At 73.1% G+C, this 24,217-nt stretch carries 18 protein-coding genes; 14 read left to right on the top strand and 4 right to left on the bottom strand.

The genetic code is table 11. The features are described from left to right. Positions 1–435: 435 nt before the first annotated feature. Positions 436–1,977 (top strand): tRNA (N6-isopentenyl adenosine(37)-C2)-methylthiotransferase MiaB, encoded by a 1,542-nt coding sequence (gene miaB, locus D7231_RS15560; protein ID WP_194960201.1) that lies wholly within the window; start codon positions 436–438, stop codon positions 1,975–1,977. A 93-nt stretch (positions 1,978–2,070) separates the two neighbouring features. Beyond that, a complete protein-coding gene (locus D7231_RS15555) occupies positions 2,071–2,781 on the top strand; it encodes a class III extradiol dioxygenase subunit B-like domain-containing protein (protein ID WP_120756001.1) in 711 nt (236 codons plus the stop codon). A 235-nt stretch (positions 2,782–3,016) separates the two neighbouring features. Here D7231_RS15555 and D7231_RS15550 read toward each other — a convergent pair whose 3' ends face one another. Both D7231_RS15550 and D7231_RS15545 read right to left on the bottom strand, forming a co-directional pair. Beyond that, on the bottom strand, positions 3,017–3,268 hold the full coding sequence (locus D7231_RS15550; RefSeq protein WP_120756000.1) for an antitoxin: 252 nt from the start codon (positions 3,266–3,268) through the stop codon (positions 3,017–3,019). A gap of 31 nt (positions 3,269–3,299) precedes the next feature. Then, positions 3,300–3,539 (bottom strand): hypothetical protein, encoded by a 240-nt coding sequence (locus D7231_RS15545; RefSeq protein ID WP_120755999.1) that lies wholly within the window; start codon positions 3,537–3,539, stop codon positions 3,300–3,302. Positions 3,540–3,744: 205 nt separating this feature from the next. On the opposite strand from D7231_RS15545, the gene miaA reads away from it, so the two are divergent. The 6 genes from miaA to hflX all read left to right on the top strand — a co-directional run bounded on the left by miaA (position 3,745) and on the right by hflX (position 11,907). Further along, positions 3,745–4,683, top strand: coding sequence for a tRNA (adenosine(37)-N6)-dimethylallyltransferase MiaA (gene miaA / locus D7231_RS15540; protein ID WP_120755998.1), 939 nt, complete (start codon positions 3,745–3,747; stop codon positions 4,681–4,683). 106 nt (positions 4,684–4,789) lie between these two features. After that, positions 4,790–5,275 (top strand): hypothetical protein, encoded by a 486-nt coding sequence (locus tag D7231_RS15535; protein ID WP_120755997.1) that lies wholly within the window; start codon positions 4,790–4,792, stop codon positions 5,273–5,275. Positions 5,276–5,397: 122 nt separating this feature from the next. Beyond that, the gene (gene dapF, locus D7231_RS15530) at positions 5,398–6,288 is read left to right on the top strand and encodes a diaminopimelate epimerase (protein ID WP_241999724.1); all 891 of its coding nucleotides are present in this window, start codon (positions 5,398–5,400) and stop codon (positions 6,286–6,288) included. Between the two features lie 181 nt (positions 6,289–6,469). Then, positions 6,470–8,596, top strand: a complete 2,127-nt coding sequence (locus D7231_RS15525) for a RelA/SpoT family protein (protein ID WP_120755995.1) — start codon at positions 6,470–6,472, stop codon at positions 8,594–8,596. Between the two features lie 165 nt (positions 8,597–8,761). Further along, positions 8,762–10,282, top strand: coding sequence for a M1 family metallopeptidase (locus tag D7231_RS15520; RefSeq protein WP_228774364.1), 1,521 nt, complete (start codon positions 8,762–8,764; stop codon positions 10,280–10,282). A gap of 137 nt (positions 10,283–10,419) precedes the next feature. Continuing rightward, positions 10,420–11,907: a GTPase HflX gene (hflX, locus tag D7231_RS15515; protein WP_120755994.1), complete on the top strand. Its 1,488-nt coding sequence runs from the start codon at positions 10,420–10,422 to the stop codon at positions 11,905–11,907. Positions 11,908–12,008: 101 nt separating this feature from the next. On the opposite strand, the gene D7231_RS15510 is transcribed toward hflX, so the two are convergent. Further along, complete coding sequence (locus D7231_RS15510) at positions 12,009–13,196, bottom strand: trypsin-like serine peptidase (RefSeq protein WP_120755993.1); 1,188 nt, start codon at positions 13,194–13,196, stop codon at positions 12,009–12,011. 264 nt (positions 13,197–13,460) lie between these two features. On the opposite strand from D7231_RS15510, the gene D7231_RS15505 reads away from it, so the two are divergent. The 5 genes from D7231_RS15505 to D7231_RS15485 all read left to right on the top strand — a co-directional run bounded on the left by D7231_RS15505 (position 13,461) and on the right by D7231_RS15485 (position 22,201). Continuing rightward, positions 13,461–15,008 (top strand): diaminobutyrate--2-oxoglutarate transaminase family protein, encoded by a 1,548-nt coding sequence (locus D7231_RS15505; RefSeq protein WP_120755992.1) that lies wholly within the window; start codon positions 13,461–13,463, stop codon positions 15,006–15,008. Between the two features lie 216 nt (positions 15,009–15,224). Continuing rightward, positions 15,225–17,111 (top strand): IucA/IucC family protein, encoded by a 1,887-nt coding sequence (locus D7231_RS15500; protein WP_422396717.1) that lies wholly within the window; start codon positions 15,225–15,227, stop codon positions 17,109–17,111. A 108-nt stretch (positions 17,112–17,219) separates the two neighbouring features. After that, the gene (locus tag D7231_RS15495; RefSeq protein WP_120755990.1) at positions 17,220–18,077 is read left to right on the top strand and encodes a GNAT family N-acetyltransferase; all 858 of its coding nucleotides are present in this window, start codon (positions 17,220–17,222) and stop codon (positions 18,075–18,077) included. A 307-nt stretch (positions 18,078–18,384) separates the two neighbouring features. After that, positions 18,385–20,178 (top strand): IucA/IucC family protein, encoded by a 1,794-nt coding sequence (locus D7231_RS15490; protein WP_120756059.1) that lies wholly within the window; start codon positions 18,385–18,387, stop codon positions 20,176–20,178. 43 nt (positions 20,179–20,221) lie between these two features. Further along, positions 20,222–22,201, top strand: coding sequence for an ATP-dependent DNA helicase (locus D7231_RS15485; RefSeq protein ID WP_120755989.1), 1,980 nt, complete (start codon positions 20,222–20,224; stop codon positions 22,199–22,201). 138 nt (positions 22,202–22,339) lie between these two features. Here the strand turns inward: D7231_RS15485 and lexA are convergent, their stop codons facing one another. Further along, entirely contained in the window at positions 22,340–23,125 is a 786-nt protein-coding gene (lexA, locus tag D7231_RS15480; protein WP_030368667.1) for a transcriptional repressor LexA, read from the bottom strand. Between the two features lie 537 nt (positions 23,126–23,662). Here lexA and nrdR point away from each other — a divergent pair. Continuing rightward, on the top strand, positions 23,663–24,193 hold the full coding sequence (nrdR, locus tag D7231_RS15475; protein WP_120755988.1) for a transcriptional regulator NrdR: 531 nt from the start codon (positions 23,663–23,665) through the stop codon (positions 24,191–24,193). The last annotated feature ends 24 nt before the right edge of the window (positions 24,194–24,217 follow it).

Below are 24,217 nucleotides of genomic sequence, written 5' to 3'. Positions count from 1 at the left end.
CGAGGGAGCGGGGCAGCAGGACGGAAACCGAAACCAGGCAGCCGGGCTCAGTGCGATCTGTGCTTTCGCGAGCGTGGCCGCTGTGGGCAGCTGGTACCTCTTCCCTCACCTGTTCATTCCGTTCTCCCTCGTGTGTGCGCTCGGGGCCGTCATCACAGGACACGTGGGCCGGTGGAGAGCTCGCCGCCTGGGCGGGGAAGGCCGCTGGATTGCACTGGCGGGGCTGATAGCCGGCTGGCTCATGCTGGCCGTGTGCCTGCTTGTGGCCTTGCTGTCGATAGGTCTCTTCGCTGCGATCTTCGCGCTGACGACATAGGGGAAGCCGCGAAATCGCGAAGACCGGCGTCCTCGACGACGATCTCCCTGGGGTCGACCTCCCTGACCCGGCCCGAGGCCCCGGCAGGTCCTTCCCCCGGTCCCCCTTACCCTGGAGGAATGACCAGCAGCAGTGACCGGACCGGAGCAGTGGACGAAGTGGGCGTTACTCGAAGCTACGAGGTCCGCACCTACGGGTGCCAGATGAACGTCCATGACTCCGAGCGGCTGTCCGGCCTGCTGGAGGACGCGGGCTACGTCCGCGCCCCCGAGGGCGCCGAGGAGGGCGACGCCGACGTCGTCGTCTTCAACACCTGCGCGGTCCGGGAGAACGCCGACAACAAGCTCTACGGCAACCTCGGCCGGCTGGCTCCCATGAAGACGAAGCGGCCGGGCATGCAGATCGCCGTCGGCGGCTGCCTCGCCCAGAAGGACCGCGACACGATCGTCAAGCGGGCCCCCTGGGTCGACGTCGTCTTCGGCACGCACAACATCGGCAAACTGCCGGTGCTGCTGGAGCGCGCCCGCGTCCAGGAAGAGGCCCAGGTCGAGATCGCGGAGTCCCTGGAGGCCTTCCCCTCGACGCTGCCGACGCGGCGCGAGAGCGCCTACGCGGCGTGGGTGTCCATCTCCGTCGGCTGCAACAACACCTGTACGTTCTGCATCGTCCCGGCGCTGCGCGGCAAGGAGAAGGACCGCCGCACGGGCGACATCCTCGCCGAGATCGAGGCGCTCGTCGCCGAGGGCGTCAGCGAGATCACCCTGCTCGGCCAGAACGTCAACGCCTACGGCTCCGACATCGGCGACCGCGAGGCGTTCTCCAAGCTGCTGCGCGCCTGCGGGAAGATCGAGGGCCTGGAGCGGGTCCGCTTCACCTCGCCGCACCCGCGCGACTTCACCGACGACGTGATCGCCGCCATGGCCGAGACGCCGAACGTGATGCACCAGCTCCACATGCCGCTCCAGTCCGGCTCGGACACCGTCCTTAAGGCGATGCGCCGCTCGTACCGCCAGGAGCGCTTCCTGGGCATCATCGAGAAGGTGCGCGCCGCCATGCCGGACGCCGCCATCTCCACCGACATCATCGTGGGCTTCCCCGGCGAGACCGAGGAGGACTTCGAGCAGACGATGCACGTGGTGCGCGAGGCCCGCTTCGCGAACGCCTTCACCTTCCAGTACTCCAAGCGCCCCGGCACCCCGGCGGCGACCATGGACGGGCAGATCCCCAAGGAGGTCGTGCAGGCGCGCTACGAGCGCCTGGTCGCCCTCCAGGAGGAGATCTCCTGGGAGGAGAACAAGAAGCAGGTCGGCCGCGTCCTGGACGTCATGGTCGCCGAGGGCGAGGGCCGCAAGGACGGCACCACGCAGCGCCTCTCGGGCCGTGCCCCCGACAACCGCCTGGTGCACTTCACCAAGCCGGACGAGGACGTCCGCCCGGGCGACGTGGTGACCGTCGAGATCACCTACGCCGCCCCGCACCACCTGCTCGCCGAGGGCACCGCCAAGGCCGTGCGCCGTACGCGCGCGGGCGATGCGTGGGAGAAGCGCAACGCCGCTGCCGCCGCCAAGCCGGCCGGCGTGATGCTGGGCATCCCGACCATCGGCGCTCCGGCGCCCAGCCCGGCCCCGGCCGCCACCGGGTGCGGCGACACCTGCGGCTGACCCACTCGATCGCAGAACAGCAGCACCGCGGCCCGGGGCCACCACCCGGGCCGTGACTGCGCGCGGCGGCACGGCGGGCGTATCGTTCCCGCCATGCTCGTCGCCGCTGCCGTATGCCCCTGCCCGCCGCTGCTCGTCCCTGAGGTCGCCGCCGGGGCCGCACCCGAGCTGGACGGCCTGCGGGCCGCGTGCCTCGACGCGGTGGGCGTCCTCGCCGCCGCCCGGCCCGACCGCCTCGTCGTCCTCGGCCCCGCGCCCCTGGCCGGCCGGGGACCGCACCCGCAGGGCGCGCGCGGCTCGTTCCGAGGCCTCGGCGTGGACCTCGACGTCCGCCTGGGGCAGGGCGCGCCCGCGGACGACCGGGAGCTCCCGCAGTCCCTGGCGGTCGCCGCCTGGCTGCTGGACCGTACGCGCTGGGCGGTCGCACCCGTCGAGGGCCTGGGCGTCGGGGAGCCGCTGGAGTCCGAGCGCTGCCTCGCGACCGGCCGCGAGCTGGCCGGAGCCGGCGGGCGGACCGCCCTGCTGGTGATGGGCGACGGCAGCGCCTGCCGCACGCTCAAGGCGCCGGGCTACCTGGACGAGCGCGCCGCGGACTTCGACGCGGAGGCGGCACGGGCGCTGGGCGCCGCCGACACCGCGGCCCTGGCCGCGCTCGACACCGCACTCGCCCAGGAGCTCAAGGCCGCGGGCCGCGCCCCGTGGCAGGTGCTCGCCGGGGCTGGCGAGGGCGCGGGACTCAAGGGACAGCTGCTGTACGACGAGGCGCCCTACGGGGTGGGCTACTTCGTGGCGACGTGGTCGTAGACCCGGCGCGGCTCTCCTGAAGGGCCTCAGGCCGCCCCTGACGGGCTAGCCGCCGGAACAGACACCGGCCTTCCTTGCGCGGCCGAACGGCCGCGAGAGGCCCGTACAGCCCCTCAAAGGTTCTCGTACCCTGCCGGGACCGCGAGCCGAGCCCGGACACAGCGACGGGGCGCGGAGCCGGTGCTCCGCGCCCCGTCGCCGACGAGGTCAATGGGCCGGGACCGCCCGGCGCCCCTCAGGAGGCCTGGCCGCCGGAGGAGCCGCCTTCCTTGCCGTGCTCCTTCTCGGCGAGCCGCTCGATGGCGTCCTTGGCCTTGCCGGTGCCCGTCCGGATCTGGCTGCTGTACTTGCCCTTGGTCTTCTCGTCGACCACCTTGGCGGCCTTCTCCAGCCCCTGCTCGATCTTGTCCCCGTGCTGCTGCGCGAGGCCGCCGATCTTGTCCTTCGCAGGAGCGAGCTTGGCCTTGAGAGTGTCCAGCAGGCCCATGGCGCCTTCCCTCGTCTTTCTGGTTCAAGAGCTACTTACGGGCGCCCTCACCGGCCTCGCTGTCCACGGCCTTCTCCGCCGACTGCTGCTTGGGGATCTCGACCCCCTCCGCGGCCTGAGCCTCGGCACTGGCCTCGCCGGACTCCTCCGACGCGACGGCCTCGGCCTCCTCCGCGGCGGCGTCGGCCGATTCCGCCGTCAGAGTGGTCGCTGTCGCCTCTTCGGTTGACGCCTCGGACGACTTGCGGCGAAACCTTGAAAACACGCCCATATCTACTCCATTACCTTACTGGTGTGAGCGAAACCCCGCGCCGCCCGGTGCGTGCCGAGGCGCCGATCCGTGGACCAGCCGCCTCCGGCCCGTGAAACCGGCGGCCGGGACCTCGCAACAGGCAACGAACCCGGCAGCGCCGCGTCACGTCGCTCGTTCGTGGGGTGCGGCCGGGGTTTGCGAGACTGATGCAGTGAAAAACCCGGTGAAAAACGCAGTTCCCGCCCCGCGGGTCATCGCCGTCGTGGGCCCCACGGCGGCCGGCAAGTCCGACCTCGGCGTCGCCCTCGCCCAGCACCTGGGCGGGGAGGTCGTCAACGCCGACTCCATGCAGCTGTACCGGGGCATGGACATCGGCACCGCCAAGCTGACCCCGGAGGAACAGCAGGGCGTGCCGCACCGCCTCCTCGACATCTGGGACGTGACCGAGACCGCGAGCGTCGCCGAGTACCAGCGGCTGGCCCGCGCGGAGATCGACCGGCTCCTGGCCGAGGGCCGCACCCCCGTCCTCGTCGGCGGCTCCGGGCTCTACATCAAGGGCACCATCGACGCCCTGGAGTTCCCCGGCACCGACCCGGCCGTCCGTGCCCGCCTGGAGGAGGAGCTCGAGGAGCACGGCCCCGGCGCCCTGCACGCCCGCCTCGCCGCCGCCGACCCGGCCGCCGCCCGCGCCATCCTCCCCGGCAACGGCCGCCGCATCGTGCGCGCTCTGGAAGTCATCGAGATCACCGGCCGGCCCTTCACCGCGAACCTGCCGGGCGAGGAGCCCGTCTACGACGCCCTCCAGATCGGCGTCGACGTCGAGCGCCCCGAGCTGGACGAGCGCATCACCCTGCGCGTGGACCGCATGTGGGAGGCCGGGCTCGTCGACGAGGTGCGCGACCTGGAGCGGCAGGGCCTGCGCGGGGGCCTGACCGCCTCCCGTGCCCTGGGCTACCAGCAGGTGCTCGCCTTCCTCGCCGGGGAGTGCACCGAGGACGAGGCGCGCGCCGAGACCGTACGGGCCACCAAGCGCTTCGCGCGCCGCCAGGACTCGTGGTTCCGCAAGGACAGCCGCGTCCACTGGCTGAGCGGAGCGGCCGACCGCAGGGCGGAACTGCCCGGGCTCGCGCTGGCGTTGCTCGAACGGGCGGTCACAGCCTGATCACGTGATGGCATCGGGACGCTACGCACGCCATTCCGGCCAGCGCGGGCGTGCCATCATCAAGCTTCGATCGAGCCGTGAAGTCCGGTTGGGAGGGCGCGTGGCGATGGAGGCCGGCCCTCGTGACAGACCGCAACAGCCGCCGCGGAGGGATCACCTCCCGGCGGTGCCCGGGAGCGAGCCGGAAGCGCTGACACCGGACGGCCCCGAGGACACCGACGGGACGGCCGAGGCAGACGCCGGCAGCACCGCGCCCGCCTCGTTCCGGGAACTGCGCCCGCAGCGCCGGCTCCGCATCTGGCAGCTCGCCCCCATCGTCGGTCTCGCCGCCGTCGGCTCGCTGATGTTCGCCTTCCCGCTCGCCTTCGAGTTCGGCGACGGAGGACCGGTCGTCGCCATGCTCGGCCTGCTCATCAGCTGCTGCGCCGCCGGCTGGGGGGTGATGGCCGCCCGCCGGGTCGGCTACACCTGGCCCGGCATGCCCGCGCCCGGCTCCGGCGGCCGCCCGGACTGGCGGTACGCCGCCACGTACGCGCTCGTCGTCGCCCTCGTCGTCGTCCTCGCCGTATGGCGCGTGGCGCGCCTGCGCTGAGACGGGCCGCACCAGTGAGCACGCCCGGGGGCTCCGGCAGGGAAGCCGGGGAAGCCGGGGAGGCCGGGGGAGCCGAGGGCCTCGCCGGGGAGACAGCGGGCCCGCCCCCGTACCATCGAACCGTGAGCACCACACAGATCGCCTTCCTCAAGGGCCACGGCACCGAGAACGACTTCGTGATCATCCCGGACTACGACGGCCGCATCGAGCTGTCCCCGGCCGCCGTCGCCCGCCTGTGCGACCGCCGCGCGGGCATCGGCGCCGACGGGGTGCTCCGGATCGTCCGGTCCGCGGCCCACCCCGAGGCGCGCGCCATGGCCGGCGAAGCCGAGTGGTTCATGGACTACCGTAACAGCGACGGCAGCATCGCCGAGATGTGCGGCAACGGCGTCCGCGTCTTCGCCCGCTACCTCCGCCACGCGGGCCTCGTCGAGGTCGGCAGCCTGGCCGTCGCGACCCGCGCGGGCATCCGGCAGGCCCACATCGCCAAGGACGGGCCCGACGGCACGCCCGGCGAGATCACCGTCGGCATGGGGCGGGCCACGCTCCCCGAGGGCGAGGTGACCGTCACCGTCGGCGGCCGCACCCGCCCCGCCCGCAACGTGAACATGGGCAACCCGCACGCCGTCACCTTCGTCGACCACCTCGACGACGCCGGAAACCTGTACGCCGCCCCCGGCGTCGCCCCGGCCGAGGCCTACCCCCACGGCACCAACGTCGAGTTCGTGGCCGACCGCGGCCCGCGGCACGTCGCCATGCGCGTCCACGAGCGCGGCTCCGGCGAGACCCGCTCCTGCGGCACGGGCGCCTGCGCCGTGATGGTAGCGACCGCCCGCCGGGACGGCCTCGACCCCGCCGTCACCGGCCTCCCCGTCGCCTACACCGTGGACGTCCCCGGCGGGCGCCTGGTGATCAGCGAGGCGCCCGACGGCACGGTCGAGATGACCGGCCCCGCCGTGATCGTCGCGGAGGGCGTCTTCGACCCGTCCTGGCTGGCCGCAGCGCTCGCCTGAGGCGCCACTACCTCCTTTCCGGCCCGTCCGCAGGACTCCCTGCGGCGTGGCTCGCTCGAATGGGTGATCCGTTTCACTCTGGGCGAGAGCGGGTGAGCAGCGCGTGATGGGCTCGGTAGCATCAAGCACCGGTACGGAGGCGCGCAGCCGACCGCCGGTCGACGCTGCCGGAGGTGCCCCCATGAGCACAGACGCCACGCCCGCAGGCGTTCCCGGTCGCTGGCGCGGCCGCGCCCGCCTCGACCTGAGACGGCTGGGGCGGGCGGCCCTCGGCGGATCGGGCTCGCGCGGCAGGCTGCCGGACGCCATCGACCACGTCGCCAAGGTGCACCGCGCCCACCACCCGGGCGCGGACCTCGACATCCTGCGGCGCGCCTATCTGCTCGCGGAGTCCTCCCACCGCGGCCAGACCCGCAAGAGCGGCGAGCCGTACATCACCCACCCGCTCGCCGTCACGCTCATCCTGGCCGAGCTGGGCGCCGAGACAACCACCCTGACCGCCTCCCTCCTCCACGACACCGTCGAGGACACCGAGGTGACCCTGGATCAGGTCCGCGGGCAGTTCGGCGAAGAGGTCCGCTTCCTCGTCGACGGCGTCACCAAGCTGGAGAAGGTCGACTACGGCGCCGCCGCCGAGCCGGAGACCTTCCGCAAGATGCTCGTGGCCACCGGCAACGACGTCCGCGTCATGTCCATCAAGCTCGCCGACCGGCTGCACAACATGCGCACGCTCGGCGTGATGCGCCCCGACAAACAGGTCCGCATCGCCAAGGTCACCCGGGACGTCCTGATCCCGCTCGCCGAACGGCTGGGCGTCCAGGCGCTCAAGACGGAGCTGGAGGACCTCGTCTTCGCGATCCTCCACCCCGAGGAGTACGCCCGCACCCGCGAGTTCGTCCGCGGGCGCGCGGACGGCCTCGCGACCCTGGAGGCCACGGCGGAGCGCGTGCGGGCCGTCCTGCGCGAGGCGGACATCGCGGCCGACGTCCTCGTCAAGCAGCGCCACTTCGTCTCCGTTCACCGGGTGCGCCTCAAGCGCGCCGAGATGACGGGCTCGGACCTCGGCAGGCTGCTCGTCCTGGTCGCCGAGGACGCCGACTGCTACGGCGTCCTCGGCGAGCTGCACACCTGCTTCACGCCCTTCATCTCGGAGTTCAAGGACTTCATCGCCACCCCGAAGTTCAACCTCTACCAGTCGCTCCACACGGCGGTGGCGTGCCCCGGCGGGGAGGCCGCGCAAGTCCTCATCCGCACCCATCAGATGCACAGGGTCGCCGAGGCCGGCGTCGTCGCCCTGGGCAATCCGTACGCGGCTCCGGAGACGCCCGACGCCACGGACGGCGAGCGCGTCGACCCCACCCGGCCCGGATGGCTCTCCCGGCTCCTGCAATGGCAGCAGGCCACGCCCGACCCCGACACCTTCTGGACCTCGCTCCGCGACGAGCTCGCCCTGGACCGTGAGATCACCGTCTTCCGCGCCGACGGCGGCACCATCGGCCTGCCCGCCGGGTCGAGCTGCGTCGACGCGGCCTACGCCCAGCACGGGGACGGCGGGCACAGCTGCATCGGCGCCCGCGTCAACGGCCGCCTGGCCACCCTCAGCACCGTGCTGCGCGACGGCGACACCCTGCAACTGCTGATGTCCCGCGACAGCGCCTCAGGCCCCTCCCCGGACTGGCTGGAGCACGCCCGTACGCCCGCCGCGCGCATCGCCATCGAGCGCTGGCTGGCGACCCATCCCGTAGTCGAGGCCGCCCCGCCCGTGCCGCTCGCCGCGGGCCGCCCCTGCCCTCCGCCCCGGGCCACCGCTCCAGCCGCGCGGTGGCCCGTCGCCGTTACGGCTGACGGGGCGGACCTGGCGGCCGCGAGCGTCCGCCTGGCGGGCTGCTGTACGCCCGTGCCGCCCGACGAAGTCACCGGCTTCGCCGTACGGGGCGGCGCCGTCACGGTGCACCGGGCGCAGTGCCCGGCGGTGCACCGCATGGTCACCTCCGGCCGGGCGCCCGTCGGCGTCCGGTGGAGCAGCCCCGAGGAGGGCGGCTCCTGCGACTACCGCGTCACCCTGCGCGCCGAATCCTTCAGCAGGCCGCACCTCCTGGCCGACCTCACGGAGGCCATCGCGGCCGAGGGCGCGGCGGTCATCTCGGCGGCCGTCGAGCCGCCCCACGAGCAGCGCGTGCGCCACACCTACACCCTCCAGCTGCCGGACGCCGACCGGCTGCCGGAGCTGATGCGCGCCATGCGGCGCGTGCCGGGGGTCTACGACGTGGCACGGGCCGGGCGGCCGGTGGCCACGGCGCACCTCTAGCCGGGCGGGGCATCTGATGCCCGTAGCGAAGGCCGCCCGGGCAGGAGCGACGGGTTTCCTCCCCCGGGCGGGGAGCTGCTCGTACAGCCTTCCGGGCACGCTCGTACGGGTGGGGCGGCGCGTGCCGCCGCTCCCCGGGGCCCCCGCGCTGATAGCGATGGACGCATGCCGCACTCACCCGGGAAACCCGCCCTGATCCCCTGGCGGTCCGTGCGCCGCCGCGCCGCCCTCGCCGCCGCCACGGCCCTCCTCGTCGGCGCCGCCGCCCCGCCCGCCGCGAACCCCCAGGGCGTCGGCGACCGGCTCTTCCCGGACCTCGGCAACCCCGGCTACGACGTGGCCGCTTACGACATCAAGTTTGACTACCACGGCAACAGCAAGCCGCTCGACGCCGTCACCACCATCGCGGCCCGGGCCACCACCGGACTGGACCACTTCAACCTCGACTTCTCCGGCGGCACGGTCCGCTCGGTGACCGTCAACGGCCTGCCCGCCCAGTTCGCCTCCGCCAAGGAGGACCTCGTCGTCACCCCGTCCGTCGCCCTGCCGGCCGAAGGCCTCTTCACCGTCGTCGTCCGGCACAGCAGCGAGCCGCGCGACCCCAAGGACGGCGGCTGGATCCGTACGAAGGACGGGCTGGTCATGGCCAACCAGGCCGACGCGGGGCACCGGGTCTTCCCCTGCAACGACCACCCCTCCGACAAGGCCCGGTTCACCTTCCACGTCACCGCACCCAGCGACCTGACGGTCGTCGCCAACGGCCGGCCGGAAGGACGCACGGCCCGGGGTGCGAACACCGCCTGGACGTACCGCAGCGAGCACCCCATGGCCACCGAGCTCGCCCAGGTCTCCATCGGCCGCTCCGCCGTCGTCCGCCGCACGGGGCCCCACGGCCTGCTCGTACGGGACGTCGTGCCGGCGGCCGACCGGCAGCGCGTGGAGAAGTGGGCGTCCAAGACGCCCGAACAGATCGCCTGGATGGAAAAGAAGGTCGGCGCCTATCCCTTCGAGAACTACGGCTTGCTGATCGCCGACGCGTCGACCGGCTTCGAGCTGGAGACGCAGACCCTGTCCCTCTTCGAGCGCGGCCTGTTCATCCGGGACGACATCCCCGCCTGGTACCTGGAGTCGATCATGGTCCACGAGCTCGCCCACCAGTGGTTCGGCGACAGCGTCAGCCCCGCCAGCTGGTCCGACCTCTGGCTCAACGAGGGACACGCCACCTGGTACGAGGCCCTGTACGCCGAGCAGAAGGGCGGCCGCACGCTCGACGCCCGGATGCGCACCGCCTACGAGCAGTCCGCCGCCTGGCGCACTGACGGCGGGCCGCCCGCCCAGCCGAAGCCGCCCGAGCCCGGCCGGCGGATCAGCATCTTCCGGCCCGGTGTCTACGACGGGGGCGCGCTCGTGCTCTACGCGCTGCGGCAGAAGATCGGGACGGCGGCCTTCGACCGCCTCCAGCGCGAGTGGATCAATGTCCACCGGGACGAGAGCGCCACCACGGCCGACTTCACCGCCCTCGCCTCCCAGGTCTCCGGCCAGGACCTGAGGGAATTCCTCCAGGACTGGCTGTACGGCACGAAGACCCCGCCCATGCCCGGCCACCCCGACTGGAAGACGGCGGCGAAGGCGGCGCCGAAGGCGACACCCAAGGCAGGGCCGAAGACCGCGCCGAAACCCGCGTGACGCTCCGGCGGCGCCGTGGGACCATCGACGGGTCGGCGGGGCCGCCGGCCGCGGGAATCCCCGGGGCCGCTCGCGCGTTGTCGACGGTGCGGCCGCTGCACAGGGGGCCGCCACCTCCCAACGATGCAAAGGATCAAATGACCTCCTCTTCTTCCCTTCCCCAGGACCGGCAGAGCCTCCCGGAGAGCCTTCGGGCCGACGCCCTGATGGAAGAGGACGTCGCCTGGAGCCACGAGATCGACGGGGAGCGCGACGGCGAGCAGTACGACCGCTCCGAGCGGGCCGCCCTGCGGCGCGTCGCCGGCCTCTCCACCGAGCTGGAGGACGTCACCGAGGTCGAGTACCGGCAGCTGCGCCTGGAGCGCGTGGTGCTGGTCGGCGTCTGGACGTCCGGCACGGTGCAGGACGCGGACAACTCCCTCGCGGAGCTCGCCGCCCTCGCCGAGACCGCGGGCGCCCTGGTGCTCGACGGCGTCACCCAGCGCCGCGACAAGCCGGACCCGGCCACGTACATCGGCTCCGGCAAGGCCCAGGAGCTGCGGGACATCGTCCTGGAGTCCGGTGCCGACACCGTCGTCTGCGACGGTGAGCTCAGCCCCGGCCAGCTCATCCAGCTGGAGGACGTCGTCAAGGTCAAGGTCGTCGACCGCACGGCCCTGATCCTCGACATCTTCGCCCAGCACGCCAAGTCCCGGGAGGGCAAGGCGCAGGTCTCGCTCGCCCAGATGCAGTACATGCTGCCGCGGCTGCGCGGCTGGGGCCAGTCGCTGTCCCGGCAGATGGGCGGTGGCGGCTCCGGCTCCTCCGGAGGCGGCATGGCCACCCGCGGCCCCGGTGAGACCAAGATCGAGACCGACCGCCGGCGGATCCGCGAGAAGATGGCGAAGATGCGCCGGGAGATCGCGGAGATGAAGACCGGCCGCGACATCAAGCGCCAGGAGCGCCGGCGGAACAAGGTCCCGTCGGTCGCCATTGCGGGCTACACCAACGCCGGCAAGTCCTCCCTGCTCAACCGGCTCACCGGCGCCGGCGTCCTGGTGGAGAACGCCCTGTTCGCCACCCTGGACCCGACCGTGCGCCGGGCCGAGACGCCCTCCGGCCGCGTCTACACCCTCGCCGACACCGTCGGCTTCGTCCGGCACCTGCCGCACCACCTCGTCGAGGCCTTCCGCTCCACCATGGAGGAGGTCGGCGACTCCGACCTCATCCTGCACGTGGTGGACGGCGCCCACCCGGCGCCGGAGGAGCAGCTGGCCGCCGTGCGCGAGGTGATCCGCGACGTCGGCGCCACAAACGTGCCCGAGATCGTCGTGATCAACAAGGCGGATGCCGCGGACCCGCTGGTCCTCCAGCGGCTGCTGCGGATCGAGAAGCACTCGATCGCGGTGTCGGCCCGCAGCGGCGAGGGCATCGACGAGCTCCTGGCCCTGATCGACCGCGAGCTGCCGCGCCCCGCCGTGGAGATCGAGGCGCTCGTGCCGTACACCCACGGCTCGCTCGTCGCACGGGCGCACGCCGACGGCGAGGTGATCTCCGAGGAGCACACCCCGGAGGGCACGCTGCTGAAGGCGCGGGTGCACGAGGAGCTCGCCGCGGAGCTCCAGCGGTACGTGCCCGCGGCCTGAGGCCCAGGGCAGCGCGCAAGTACTTGTGCAGTGCGAAGGCCCCGCTCCCCGGGATTCCGGGGAGCGGGGCCTTCGGCCGCTACGGCGCCGCTACTGCGACGTCACCGCTTGGCGAACTTCTGGCTGATGGCGTTGTAGACGCCCTGCGCCTCCGGGCCCAGGTGCGGTCCGGCCAGCCAGGTGCTGTTGGCCGGGCCGATCGAGGTGTTGGAAACCAGCACCACCTTGCCGTCGGCGCCCTTGGCGAACCAGCCGCCACCGGACGAACCACCGGTCATCGTGCAGCCGATGCGGTACATCGTCGGCTGCGACGGCTCGATCGTCAGCCGGCTCGGCCGGTCGACGCAGTCGTACATCTTCTGGCCGTCGAAGGGCGCGGCCGCCGGGTAGCCCCAGGCACCCATGGACGGGATGGACTTCACCTGCGGGGCGTTGAAGTCGACCGTGAGGGCGTTGCCGACCGTCTCCTCCAGCGACTTGCCGGAGCCCGCCTCGGGCTTCACGTGCAGCACGGAGAAGTCGTACGGGGCGCCCGCGCCACCGGTCTCGGCACCCTGCTTGATCCACTGGGCGGAGGTCTGCGCCCAGTCCGCCCACCACACGCCGTACGGGGCGACGTCCTGCACCGGAGCGCTGTTGACCTGGGCGCCCGGAAGGCCCTTGTCGTTGTACGACGGCACGAAGGCGATGTTGCGGTACCAGCCGCCCTTCTGGCCGGCGTGCACGCAGTGGCCCGCGGTCCACACCATGTTGGACTTGCCCGGATGCGCCGGGTCCTTGACGACCGTCGCCGAGCAGACCATGTGGCCCTCGGGGCTGTCGAAGAACACCTTGCCGACCGGGGCCGCGTTGTTGTGGTACGGCACGTTGACCGACTTCGCCTGCACCGGCCGCGGCTCGGGGTCGGTCACGCCCTGGTCACCGGAGGCGCCCGGCGCCGTGCCCGGAGCGCCCTGCGTGGCGAGCGTCTTGTCGCTCGGCCGGGCGCCCTTCATCGTGTCCGGCTTCCAGTGGTCCTTGATGATCGGGTTGACGAAGTCGCGGGCTTCGCGCAGCCACTGCTCCTTGTCCCAGTTCTTCCAGGCGCCGTTCTTCCACTTCTCCAGGTCCTTCAGGGAACTGGGAAGGTTTTTGGGCAGCTCGAGGCCCTCGTCGCCCTTCTGCGAGGCGGCCGCACCGGGCTTGTTCCCCGCCGCCTCGTCGTCGGACGGGCCGCACGCGGTGGCGGTCAGCGCCAGCGCGGCCGTCAGAGCGGCCGCGGCCAGCGCCGGCCTGCGGATGGATGGCATGGAGTGGGTTCCCCCTGATCGATCTGTCGGACGTGTCCGCAATGCGCGAACCACGGTGTGGAGTTGTCATGCACCGCCCCAGCGGGGGAGGCAGGGCCCCACTATGCCGGTGAGGTGGGAGACGGGTTCGGGCGGGTCCTCGGTTCCGCGCCGCAAGGATCTTGACGGTGGGCCGTGATCCGTGGCGCGCGGCGTCGTTGGTACGTACGGGGGAGTGCCGACCAGCGTTCACCCGAAGTTCAGCAGCAGGAGGAGCCGGAGCCCGTGGCCCTGACCCAGCTACCGCCGGCGGCGTCGCCGGCCGCAGCGTACGAAGGCATTCTGCGGCGGCAGTCGTCCCGCGAATCCGCCGCGCGTACGTACGCCCGGTCGCTGCCCATCGTGCCGGTGCGCGCCCGCGGGCTGACGATCGAGGGTGCCGACGGCCGCCGCTATCTGGATTGCCTCTCGGGGGCGGGCTCGCTGGCGCTGGGCCACAATCACCCGGTCGTGCTGGAGGCCATCCGCTCCGTCCTTGACTCCGGCGCCCCCCTCCACGTGCTCGACCTGGCCACTCCGGTCAAGGACGCCTTCACGGACGAGCTGTTCGCCACGCTGCCCCGGGGGCTGGCCGCGTCGGGCCGGATCCAGTTCTGCAGCCCGGCCGGCACCGACGCCGTCGAGGCCGCCTTCAAGCTCGTCCGCACCGCGACGGGCCGTGACGGCCTGCTGGCCTTCACCGGCGCCTACCACGGCATGACGGAAGGGGCGCTCGCCGCCTCCGGCGGGGCATCGGGTGTCCGCGTGACCCGGCTGCCCTATCCGCAGGACTACCGCTGCCCGTACGGCATCGGCGGGGAGCACGGCGCGCGGCTCGCCGCCCGCTGGACCGAGAGCCTCCTGGACGACCCCAAGAGCGGCGTACGCCGGCCGGCCGGGATGATCGTCGAACCCGTGCAGGGCGAGGGCGGCGTGCTCCCCGCGCCGGACGGCTGGCTGCGCCGGATGCGCGAGCTGACCGAGGCGCGCTCCATCCCCCTCATCGCCGACGAGGTGCAGACCGGAGTGGGCCGCACGGGGGCGTTCTGGGCCGTCGGGCACAGCGGCATCGAGCCCGACGTGATGGTCCTGTCCAAGGCGATCGGCGGCAGCCTCCCGCTCGCCGTCATCGTCTACCTCGACGACCTCGACGTCTGGCAGCCGGGCGACCACGCGGGCACGTTCCGCGGCAATCAGCTCGCGATGGCCGCCGGAGCGGCGACGCTCCGGTACGTCAGGGAGAACGGCCTGGCCGCGCGGGCCGCCACGCTCGGCGGGCGCATGCTGGACCGGCTGAGGCGGCTGGCGGGGGAGTACGAATGCATCGGTGAGGTGCGCGGGGCCGGGCTGATGATCGGCATCGAGTTCGTCGATCCGGAGCAGGGAGCCGGGGCCTTTGCCGAGGGCGGAAGGGGAGCCGGAGACGCGACCGGACCGGAGGGAGGCCACGGACCGGATTGCGGTACGCGGATCAGCTCGCCGGCCGCCCCACAGCCCGGTACGGGGTACGGGCCCGGCGTCGAAGGCCCGCTGCCCGCCTCACCCGCGCGGGCCGTGGCCGTCCAGCAGGAGTGCCTCCGCCGCGGCCTCATCGTCGAGCTGGGCGGCCGCCACTCCTGCGTCGTCCGCCTCCTGCCACCGCTGACCATCACCGACGAGCAGGCCGAGGCGGTCCTCGACCGGCTCTCCGACGCCGTCGCCGCGGCCTGCCGGCCCGGTTCGCGCATCCCTGGTACCGCCGGTATCCCCGCCCCGAGCACGCCGAAGGAGGCAGGCGCCGCATCCCCGGCCTGACGCCGTGACATGCACGCCGTACACCGTATGAACGCATCCACCGGGACCGGTGCCTCCACCGCCGGCCAAGAACGCGAACCGTCCGCCCCGGGCTCCGCCCCGGCCGCGCCCCGGGAGCGCACACCGTCCCCCCAGCGGCATGAGCCGGCCCAGGTGCATCCGGCCCAGGCGCATGAGGCCGCTCAAGGGCGTGCACCCTCCCCCCACGCGCCCGCGGTGGTCTCCGCCGTCCCCCGCCAGGGTGGCGCCCCCCGCGGCGAGATCCCCGACCCCGGCCCCCCGGGCGCCGCCGACCCGCTGGAGCACCCCGACCCGGGCATCGCCGCGGACGCCGCCGCCGCGGAGAACCTGCTGCGCTGCTGGATCCGCGAGACCGGCGTCCCGCGCCCGAGCGGGCCCACGCTGCACCTGCCGCTCACCGCGAGCGGAACGGCCCTGCGCGTCCCCGTGACCTACTGGTCGGCCACCGGCTGGCACCGCCTCGGCCGCCCCGCCCTCGTGGACGGCCCCGAAGACGCCCCCGCCGTCGACGCCGTCACCCTGGCCGCACTCCTCGGCCGGGAGGCCGCCCACCGCGCCGCCCGCGCCGGCTGCCCCGCCACGGGAGAAACCACCGACCTCGTCTCCCGCGTGGCGGACTCCGCACGCCGCACCACCGTCTTTCTCACCGACCGGCGCGCCCGCCCCGCCGACCCCGGCGGAGGAGAGCTCTTCCTCTACGCCGAGCAGTCCCTGCTCCTCGGCCACCCCCTCCACCCCACGCCCAAGAGCCGCGAAGGCCTCAGCGACACCGAGGCCCGCGCCTACTCCCCGGAGCTGCGCGGCGCCTTCCCGCTCCACTGGCTGGCCGTCCACCGCTCCCTCCTCGCCACGGACTCGGCGTGGACCGAACGGGGCCGGCCCGTCGACGCCGCCACCCTCGCCGCCCGGCTCGCCGGCCCGGAGCTGCGCCTGCCCCAGGACACGGTGGCGCTGCCGCTGCACCCCTGGCAGGCCCACGACGTCCGCAGCCGCCCCGACGTCGAGGCGCTCCTGGACACCGGCCTGCTCCACGACCTCGGCCCCCTCGGCACGCCCTGGTACGCCACCTCCTCCGTGCGGACCGTGCACCGGCCCGGCTCGCCCGCGATGCTCAAGCTCTCCCTCGGCCTGCGCATCACCAACTCCCGCCGCGAGAACCTCCGTAAGGAACTGCACCGCGGCGTCGAAGTGCACCGCCTGCTGCGCAGCGGCCTCGCCGAGCAGTGGCGCGCCGCCTGCCCCGGCGGCCTCGGCTTCGACGTCGTCCGCGACCCCGCCTGGCTCGCGGCCGACGCCCCCGACGGCACGCCGCTGAGCGGCCTCGACACCGTCATCCGGCACAACCCCTTCGGCCCCGGCGACGACGCCGTCTGCCTCGCGGGGCTCGTCTCACCCCGCCCCTGGCCCGCCACCGCGCACGAACACCCCGGGGAGCTCGCCGAAGCCCTCCCCATGCGCTCCCGCCTCGCGCACATCGTGGCCCGCCTCGCCCACCTGACCGGCCGCCCCGCGGGCGCCGTCTCCGCGGAGTGGTTCCTGCGCTATCTGGACGCGGTCGTCCGCCCCGTGCTCTGGCTGGACGGGGAGGCAGGCATCGCCCTGGAGGCCCACCAGCAGAACACCCTCGTCCTCCTCGACCGGGACGGCTGGCCCGTCGGCGGCCGCTACCGCGACAACCAGGGCTACTACTTCCGCGCCTCCCACCGGGACGCCCTCGACCGGCGGCTGCCCGGGATCGGCGCCGGGAGCGACACCTTCGTCTCCGACGAGGTCACCGACGAGAGGTTCACCTACTACCTCGGCATCAACAACATCCTCGGCCTGGTCGGGGCGTTCGGCGCGCAGCGCCTGGCCGACGAACAGCTCCTGCTGGCAGCCCTGCGCCGCTTCCTCAGGGAAGCCGCCGCCGGCCCGGTCGCCACCCGCTCGTCCCTGCCCGCCCGCCTCCTCGAAGCGCCCACCCTGCGCTGCAAGGCCAACATGCTGACCAGGCTGCGAGGGCTCGACGAGCTCGTCGGCCCGGTCGACACCCAGTCCGTCTACGTCACCATCGCCAACCCCCTGGTCACGCCGGCCCGATGACCGGCGCGAGCCCCGGCCCCGGGCGAACGGGGCCCTTGAGGACACGGGCCCCGCAGGGCCCACGGGATCCCTGACACCGAGGGGATCCTCCGAGAGGAGTGCGTCTCCGTGCCGCCCACCGACCCCAGCACGAGCCCGGGCGCCGGCCCCGAGCTCGGCGCCGTCCCGGCCCCCGGCCCGAGCTCCGACAGCCTCGCCGGAGCGGGCACCGGCGGCAGGCTCGGCGACAGAGCCTGCACGAGCGCCGGCGACAGCGCCGGCCCCCCGACCGACAACGAGACCACCCTCGAACTGAAGCTGTCCGAAGAGTTCGCCGAACTCCTCGACCACGGCCCGCCGGAGCCCGCCGCGATCACCGCGGGCCGCGGGCCAGCCGCGGCCATCGGCCCGGGCTCCGACCTCCTCGACTCGCTCCCCGACTGGGGCCCCGCCGACACCGGCGCCGGCACCTTCCAGCTCGTGCCGGTCCGGGTGGAGCGCGACCTGCGGCTCATCACCCGGTGGATGAACGACCCGGCCGTCGCCGCCTTCTGGAAGCTGGGCGGGCCCGAGAGCGTCACCGAAGCCCACCTGCGCGCCCAGACCGGCGGCGACGGGCGCAGCATTCCCTGCCTCGGAGTGCTCGAAGGCGTGCCGATGAGCTACTGGGAGGTCTACCGCGCCGACCTCGACCCCCTCGCGCGCCACTACCCGGCCCGGCCGCACGACACCGGCATCCACCTCCTGATCGGCAAGGTCGCCGACCGGGGCCGCGGCCTCGGCACCCGCCTGCTGCGGACCGTCGCCGACCTCGTCCTGGAGCACCGGCCCTCCTGCGGCCGCGTCGTCGCCGAACCCGACCTGCGCAACACCCCGTGCGTCTCCGCCTTCCTGAGCGCGGGCTTCCGGCTGATGGCGGAAGTCGACCTTCCGGACAAGCGGGCGGCACTCGTGGTCCGCGACCGCGCCCTGCGCACGCTCCTCTGACCCCCGTTTCGCCTCCCCGATTACCTCCCTATCCCACCCCTATCCCACCCCCAGCCCACCCTCAGCCCATCCGACCCCACCGGCCTATTCGAGGAGCCCCATGTCTCCTTCGCCCCGATCCGGCTCACCCCGGCCCGAACACCCCGGCAGCCTCTCCGCACCGGACAGCTCCGCCCGCGCCGGCAGCGCGGACAACCCCGGCCACTCCCGCCCCGCAGACTCCACCGACCGCCCCACACGCCCCTCCCACCCCGTCGGCCCCGACGGCTCGGACTGGGCGCTCGCGGGCGCCCGCCTGCTCGCCAAGATGCTGGGCGAGCTCAGCTACGAGGGCGTGCTCACCCCCGAGCCGGACGACACGCTGCCTGTGCCGGACGACACGCCGCTTGAGTCGGACGACACGGCGCTTGAGCCGTCCGGCACGCCGCTCCGGCCTGACGGCTCCGGGGCGGCCACCCCGGAGCCCGCCGCTGCCTACCGCCTGCCCTTAACGGACGACGTGACCTGCCGCTTCCGCGCCCGCCGGAGCGCCTACGGTCACTGGCACGTCGACCCCGAATCCGTCACCCCCTTCCAGGACCCCCTCCGCTTCCTCGCCCTCGCCCACGACACCGTGCTCGGCCTGTCCGGCGACACCACCGGCCACCTGGCCAGGGAACTCCTCGCCACCCTCGCCGCCGACACCCGCCTGCGGGCGAGCGCCCTCAGCGCGGCGGACCTCGCCGACCTCGACTACGCCGCGCTCGAAGGCCACCAGACCGGCCACCCCTGGCTCATCGCCAACAAGGGCCGGCTCGGCTTCTCCGCCTCCGACGCCGCCCTGTGGGCACCGGAGGCCCGCATCCCGCGCCGCCTGCCCTGGATCGCCGTCCACCGCGGCCTCGCGCACTACCGGGCCGTCCCCGCACTGGCCACCCCCGATCGCCTCTACGCCGAAGAGCTCGCCCCCGGCACCCGGGCCGCCTTCGCCCGCACCGTCGCCGACCACGGACGCGACCCCGCCGACTACCTCTGGCTCCCCGTCCACCCCTGGCAGTGGGACGAGACCGTGGCCCCCCTCTTCGCGCCCTGCCTCGCCGACGGATCCATCATCCTGCTGCCCACTGACAACGACCTCCGGCTCCCGCAGCAGTCCGTCCGCACCTTCCTCAACACCAGCAGGCCGGACGCCCGCACCGTGAAGCTCCCGCTGTCGGTTCTCAACACCCTCGTCTGGCGCGGCCTGCCCACCGAGCGCACCCTCGCCGCCCCCGCCGTCACCGCCTGGCTCCAGGCCCTCCGGGACGAGGACGACTTCCTCCGGGACGAGACCCGGGTGATCCTCCTCGGCGAGACCGCCTCCGTGACCGTCGAGCACCCCCTCTACGACCGGCTGCCCGGCGTCCCGTACCAGTACAAGGAGCTCCTCGGCTGCATCTGGCGCGAACCCCTCGGCCCCGCCCTCGCCCCCGGTGAGCGCGCCCGCACCCTCGCGGCCCTGCTGCACACCGACCCCGCCGGCCGCTCTTTCACCGCCGAGCTCGTCCACCGCTCCGGCCTGGCCCCGGCCGACTGGCTGCGCAGGCTCTTCGCCGCGCTGCTCCCGCCGCTGCTGCGGTTCCTCTACCGCTACGGCACCGTCTTCTCCCCGCACGGCGAGAACGCCATCGTCGTCTTCGACGACAACGACGTCCCCACCCGGCTCGCCGTCAAGGACTTCGTCGACGACATCAACATCAGCGCCGTGCCGCTGCCCGAGCACGCCTCCATGCCCGGCGATGTACGGGACGTGCTGCTCACCGAACCGCCCGGATTCCTCACCCAGTTCATCCACTCCGGCCTCTTCGTCGGCGTCTTCCGCTACCTCGCGCCGCTGTGCGAGGAGCAACTCGGCGTGCCCGAAGCGGCCTTCTGGTCGCTCGTCCGGGAGGAGATCGTCCGGCACCACGAGCGCTTCCCGCGGATGAAGGACCGCTACGAGGCCTTCGACCTGCTCACCCCGCGGATCGAGCGCCTCTGCCTCAACCGCAACCGGCTGCACCTCGACGGCTACCGCGACCGCCCGGAGCGCCCGCACGCGGCCGTCCACGGCACCGTGCCCAATCCGCTGCACATTCCGTGACGCCGCCGCCGATGTCAGTGCCGCCCTTTAGGCTGGAAGAGCTATGACTGCCTCCTCCTCGCCCTCCCTCGCCGACCTGCTGCACGCCGCCGTCACCGCCGTCGGCGGCACCGAGCGGCCCGGCCAGGTCACCATGGCCGAATCCGTCGCCGAAGCCGTCGACGGCAATTCCCACCTGCTCGTCCAGGCCGGCACCGGCACCGGCAAGTCCCTCGGCTATCTGGTGCCGGCCCTGGCCCACGGCGAGCGCGTGGTGGTGGCCACCGCGACGCTGGCGCTCCAGCGCCAGCTCGTGGAGCGCGATCTTCCGCGGACGGTGGACGCCCTCCAGCCGCTGCTGCGCCGCCGGCCCCAGTTCGCCATGCTCAAGGGCCGGTCCAATTACCTGTGCCTGCACCGGCTGCACGAGGGGGTGCCCCAGGACGAAGAGGAGGGGCTCTTCGACCCCTTCGAGGCGGCGGCGCCCTCCAGCAAGCTCGGCAAGGACCTGCTCCGCCTGCGCGACTGGTCCGACGAGACGGAGACCGGTGATCGCGACGACCTCACCCCCGGTGTCTCCGACCGCGCCTGGTCCCAGGTGTCGGTCACGTCCCGCGAGTGCCTCGGCGCCTCGAAGTGCGCGTACGGCGCGGAGTGCTTCGCCGAGGCGGCCCGGGAGCGGGCCAAGCTCGCCGACGTGGTGGTCACCAACCACGCCCTGCTGGCCATCGACGCCATCGAAGGCGCCCCGGTGCTGCCGGGCCACGAGGTCCTGATCGTCGACGAGGCCCATGAGCTGGTCTCCCGGGTCACCGGCGTCGCCACGGGCGAGCTCACCCCCGGCCAGGTCAACCGCGCCGTGCGGCGCGCCGCCAAGCTGGTCGACGAGAAGGCCGCGGATTCCCTCCAGACCGCCGCGGAGAGCTTCGAGCGCCTGATGGAGCTCGCGCTCCCGGGCCGCCTGGAGGAGATCCCCGACGATCTCGAGTACGCGCTGATGGCACTGCGCGACGCCGCCCGCACGGTCATCTCCTCGATCGGCAACACCCGCGACAAGTCCGTCCAGGACGAGGACGCCGTCCGCAAGCAGGCCCTGGCCGCCGTGGAGAACATCCACGGGGTCGCCGAGCGCATCGTGGAGGGCTCCGAGTACGACGTCGTCTGGTACGAGCGCCACGACCGCTTCGGGGCGTCGCTGCGGGTGGCTCCGCTCTCGGTCTCCGGGCTGCTGCGCGAGAAGCTCTTCAGCGAGCGGTCCGTGGTGCTCACCTCGGCCACGCTCAAGCTCGGCGGGGACTTCAACGGCGTCGCCGCGTCCCTCGGCCTGGCCCCCGAAGGCACCGGCGGCGCGGACAGCCCGGAGTGGAAGGGCGTCGACGTCGGCTCGCCGTTCGACTATCCCAAGCAGGGCATCCTCTACGTGGCCCGGCATCTGTCCCAGCCCGGCCGGGAGGGCAGCCGTACGGACATGCTCGACGAGCTGGCCGAGCTGGTGGAGGCCGCCGGCGGCCGGACCCTGGGCCTGTTCTCCTCGATGCGCGCCGCCCAGGCCGCGGCCGAGGCGCTGCGCGGCAGGCTCGACGTGCCGATCCTCCTCCAGGGCGAGGAGACGCTGGGCGAGCTGATCCGGAACTTCGCCGCCGACGCCCGCACGTGTCTGTTCGGCACGCTGTCGCTGTGGCAGGGCGTCGATGTGCCGGGGCCGAGCTGCCAGTTGGTGATCATGGACCGGGTGCCGTTCCCGCGCCCGGACGATCCTCTGATGAGCGCCCGGCAGAAGGCCGTGGAGGAGGCGGGCGGCAACGGCTTCATGGCCGTGGCGGCGACGCATGCCGCGCTGCTGATGGCCCAGGGCGCCGGCCGGCTCGTCCGGGCCTCGGGGGACCGCGGCGTGGTCGCCGTGCTCGACCCCCGGCTGGCGACGGCCCGCTACGGCGGCTTCCTGCGCTCGTCACTGCCGGACTTCTGGTACACCACGGACCGTAACCAGGTGCGGCGCTCGCTGGCCGCGATCGACGAGGCGGCGAAGGCGGAAGGCCGCTAGACGTAGAGCTCGACGTACAGAGGGCCCCTGGGCAGGACTCCTGGACAGGGCCCCTGGACGTAAGAAGGGCTGCCGGACGTAAAAGAGCCCCGGAACCGGCGCAGGTGGTTCCGGGGCCCGGCCTTGCGGCCCGCACCTTCAGACGCGGCGCAGCACCGCCACGACCTTGCCGAGGATGGTGGCCTCATCGCCCGGGATGGGCTGGTAGGCGGCGTTGTGCGGCAGCAGCCACACATGGCCGTCCTCGCGCTTGAAGCGCTTGACCGTGGCCTCTCCGTCGAGCATCGCGGCCACGATGTCGCCGTTCTCCGCGACGGGCTGGCGGCGGACCGTCACCCAGTCGCCGTCGCAGATGGCGGCCTCGATCATGGAGTCGCCGACTACCTTCAGGACGAACAGCTCGCCGTCACCCACCAGTTGGCGGGGGAGCGGGAAGACGTCCTCGACGGACTCCTCGGCCAGGATCGGACCGCCCGCGGCGATCCGGCCGACCAGCGGCACGTAGGACGCGGCGGGCTTGCCGGTGGTGTCCGTGGGCTGCGAGCTGGGCTGGTCCGAGCCGCGCACCTCGTAGGCGCGGGGGCGGTGCGGATCCCGGCGCAGGAAGCCCTTGCGCTCCAGCGCCATGAGCTGGTGCGCCACCGAGGACGTGCTCGACAGCCCGACCGCCTGGCCGATCTCCCGCATGGAGGGTGGGTAGCCCCGGCGCTGGACGGAATCCCGGATCACTTCGATGACCCGCCGCTGGCGGTCGGTGAGGCCCGAGCTGTCGGCCCGGATGCCCGGAGGTCGCCCCGGGAGGGCCCGAGCGGGCTTCTGCCCCTCGGAGCTCATGGCTGCGTCATTCATCGGGTGTGCCTGGTCGAGTCGGTTCTGGGAGCGGTCCTGGGCGGTGATTGTGGCGCTGTCTGCGGTGGTGGTCACGTCGGCCCCTCTCGAGATGTTCTCCCTAGCTGGACAACGGTAGTTGCTTTCGAAAGGTTGCGCCAAACACACGTTCGAGTGAAATATCGAAGTTTGCCTGACGTGATCAAGCTTGAGGGTGTACGGCTGAAGATCAATTCGGACTATTACGGTACCCTTCGGTGCGTAGCGCACCGGGCGGGTGCCGGGACCCCACGGGTTCCGCGCAGGCCCGGCCGGACCGGACCGGAGCCCTCCGCGGGACGGCTCCAGTGTGTCATCAAAGCCCCCGTGCCCCTGCGGCCGGGGCGGCTCGCGTAGGCTCGTGAGCGGTCTTCGCGGCCGCGACACGCGTCCGGCGCGGTTCACCGCACGGCACCAGATCTAGTGGTTTGATTGGCGGCGGCCGCCCACAGGTTGTGGTCGAGAGGCGTTGCCGGTCATTTGCGGGTGCCGTCATCGCCTATGCTGGGGGCTGCTTCGCAAGGGCCCCGATCGAGGGTCCGCCGAGGCTGAAGATCGTGCACAGTCCTACGAGGGTGAGGAGGGTGGAGAGCCATGCACTGCCCCTTCTGCAGGCACCCCGACAGCCGCGTCGTCGACAGCCGGACCACCGATGACGGCTGCTCGATCCGGCGCCGGCGCCAGTGCCCCGACTGCTCCCGTCGTTTCACGACCGTGGAGACCGCGTCGCTGATGGTGATCAAGCGGAGCGGGGTCACCGAGCCCTTCAGCCGCACCAAGGTCATCTCCGGCGTGCGCAAGGCGTGCCAGGGCCGCCCGGTCACCGAGGACGCCCTGGCCCAGCTCGGCCAGCGGGTCGAGGAGGCGGTGCGCGCCACCGGCAGCGCCGAGCTCTCCACCCATGACGTGGGTCTCGCCATACTCGGCCCCCTCCGGGATCTCGACCTCGTCGCGTATCTGCGGTTCGCGTCCGTGTACCAGGCGTTCGACTCGCTCGAGGACTTCGAGGCCGCCGTCGCGGAGCTCCGCGAGCACCGCTCCGCCGCGACCGCCGGCGATGGCGAAGGTGCCGGCGAAGGCGACGGGGGCCTCCAGGTTCCCGCGCCCGCCACGGCCGCCGAGTAGCCGCGGCCACCACAGACCTGCCCG

The organism is Streptomyces klenkii (assembly GCF_003626645.1).
GTDB classification, from domain to species: Bacteria; Actinomycetota; Actinomycetes; order Streptomycetales; family Streptomycetaceae; genus Streptomyces; species Streptomyces klenkii.
Note: the sequence above shows the minus strand (reverse complement) of the source record. Positions and strands in the feature narration are given on the sequence as shown.

Bases quoted from the DNA above. Each gene is read 5' to 3' on its own strand.
- miaB (WP_194960201.1), top strand. From the start codon at position 436: ATGACCAGCAGCAGTGACCGGACCGGAGCAGTGGACGAAGTGGGCGTT.
- D7231_RS15555 (WP_120756001.1), top strand. From the start codon at position 2,071: ATGCTCGTCGCCGCTGCCGTATGCCCCTGCCCGCCGCTGCTCGTCCCT.
- D7231_RS15550 (WP_120756000.1), bottom strand. From the start codon at position 3,268: ATGGGCCTGCTGGACACTCTCAAGGCCAAGCTCGCTCCTGCGAAGGAC.
- D7231_RS15545 (WP_120755999.1), bottom strand. From the start codon at position 3,539: ATGGGCGTGTTTTCAAGGTTTCGCCGCAAGTCGTCCGAGGCGTCAACC.
- D7231_RS15535 (WP_120755997.1), top strand. From the start codon at position 4,790: ATGGAGGCCGGCCCTCGTGACAGACCGCAACAGCCGCCGCGGAGGGAT.
- D7231_RS15525 (WP_120755995.1), top strand. From the start codon at position 6,470: ATGAGCACAGACGCCACGCCCGCAGGCGTTCCCGGTCGCTGGCGCGGC.
- D7231_RS15520 (WP_228774364.1), top strand. From the start codon at position 8,762: ATGCCGCACTCACCCGGGAAACCCGCCCTGATCCCCTGGCGGTCCGTG.
- hflX (WP_120755994.1), top strand. From the start codon at position 10,420: ATGACCTCCTCTTCTTCCCTTCCCCAGGACCGGCAGAGCCTCCCGGAG.
- D7231_RS15510 (WP_120755993.1), bottom strand. From the start codon at position 13,196: ATGCCATCCATCCGCAGGCCGGCGCTGGCCGCGGCCGCTCTGACGGCC.
- D7231_RS15490 (WP_120756059.1), top strand. From the start codon at position 18,385: ATGCTGGGCGAGCTCAGCTACGAGGGCGTGCTCACCCCCGAGCCGGAC.
- D7231_RS15485 (WP_120755989.1), top strand. From the start codon at position 20,222: ATGACTGCCTCCTCCTCGCCCTCCCTCGCCGACCTGCTGCACGCCGCC.
- nrdR (WP_120755988.1), top strand. From the start codon at position 23,663: ATGCACTGCCCCTTCTGCAGGCACCCCGACAGCCGCGTCGTCGACAGC.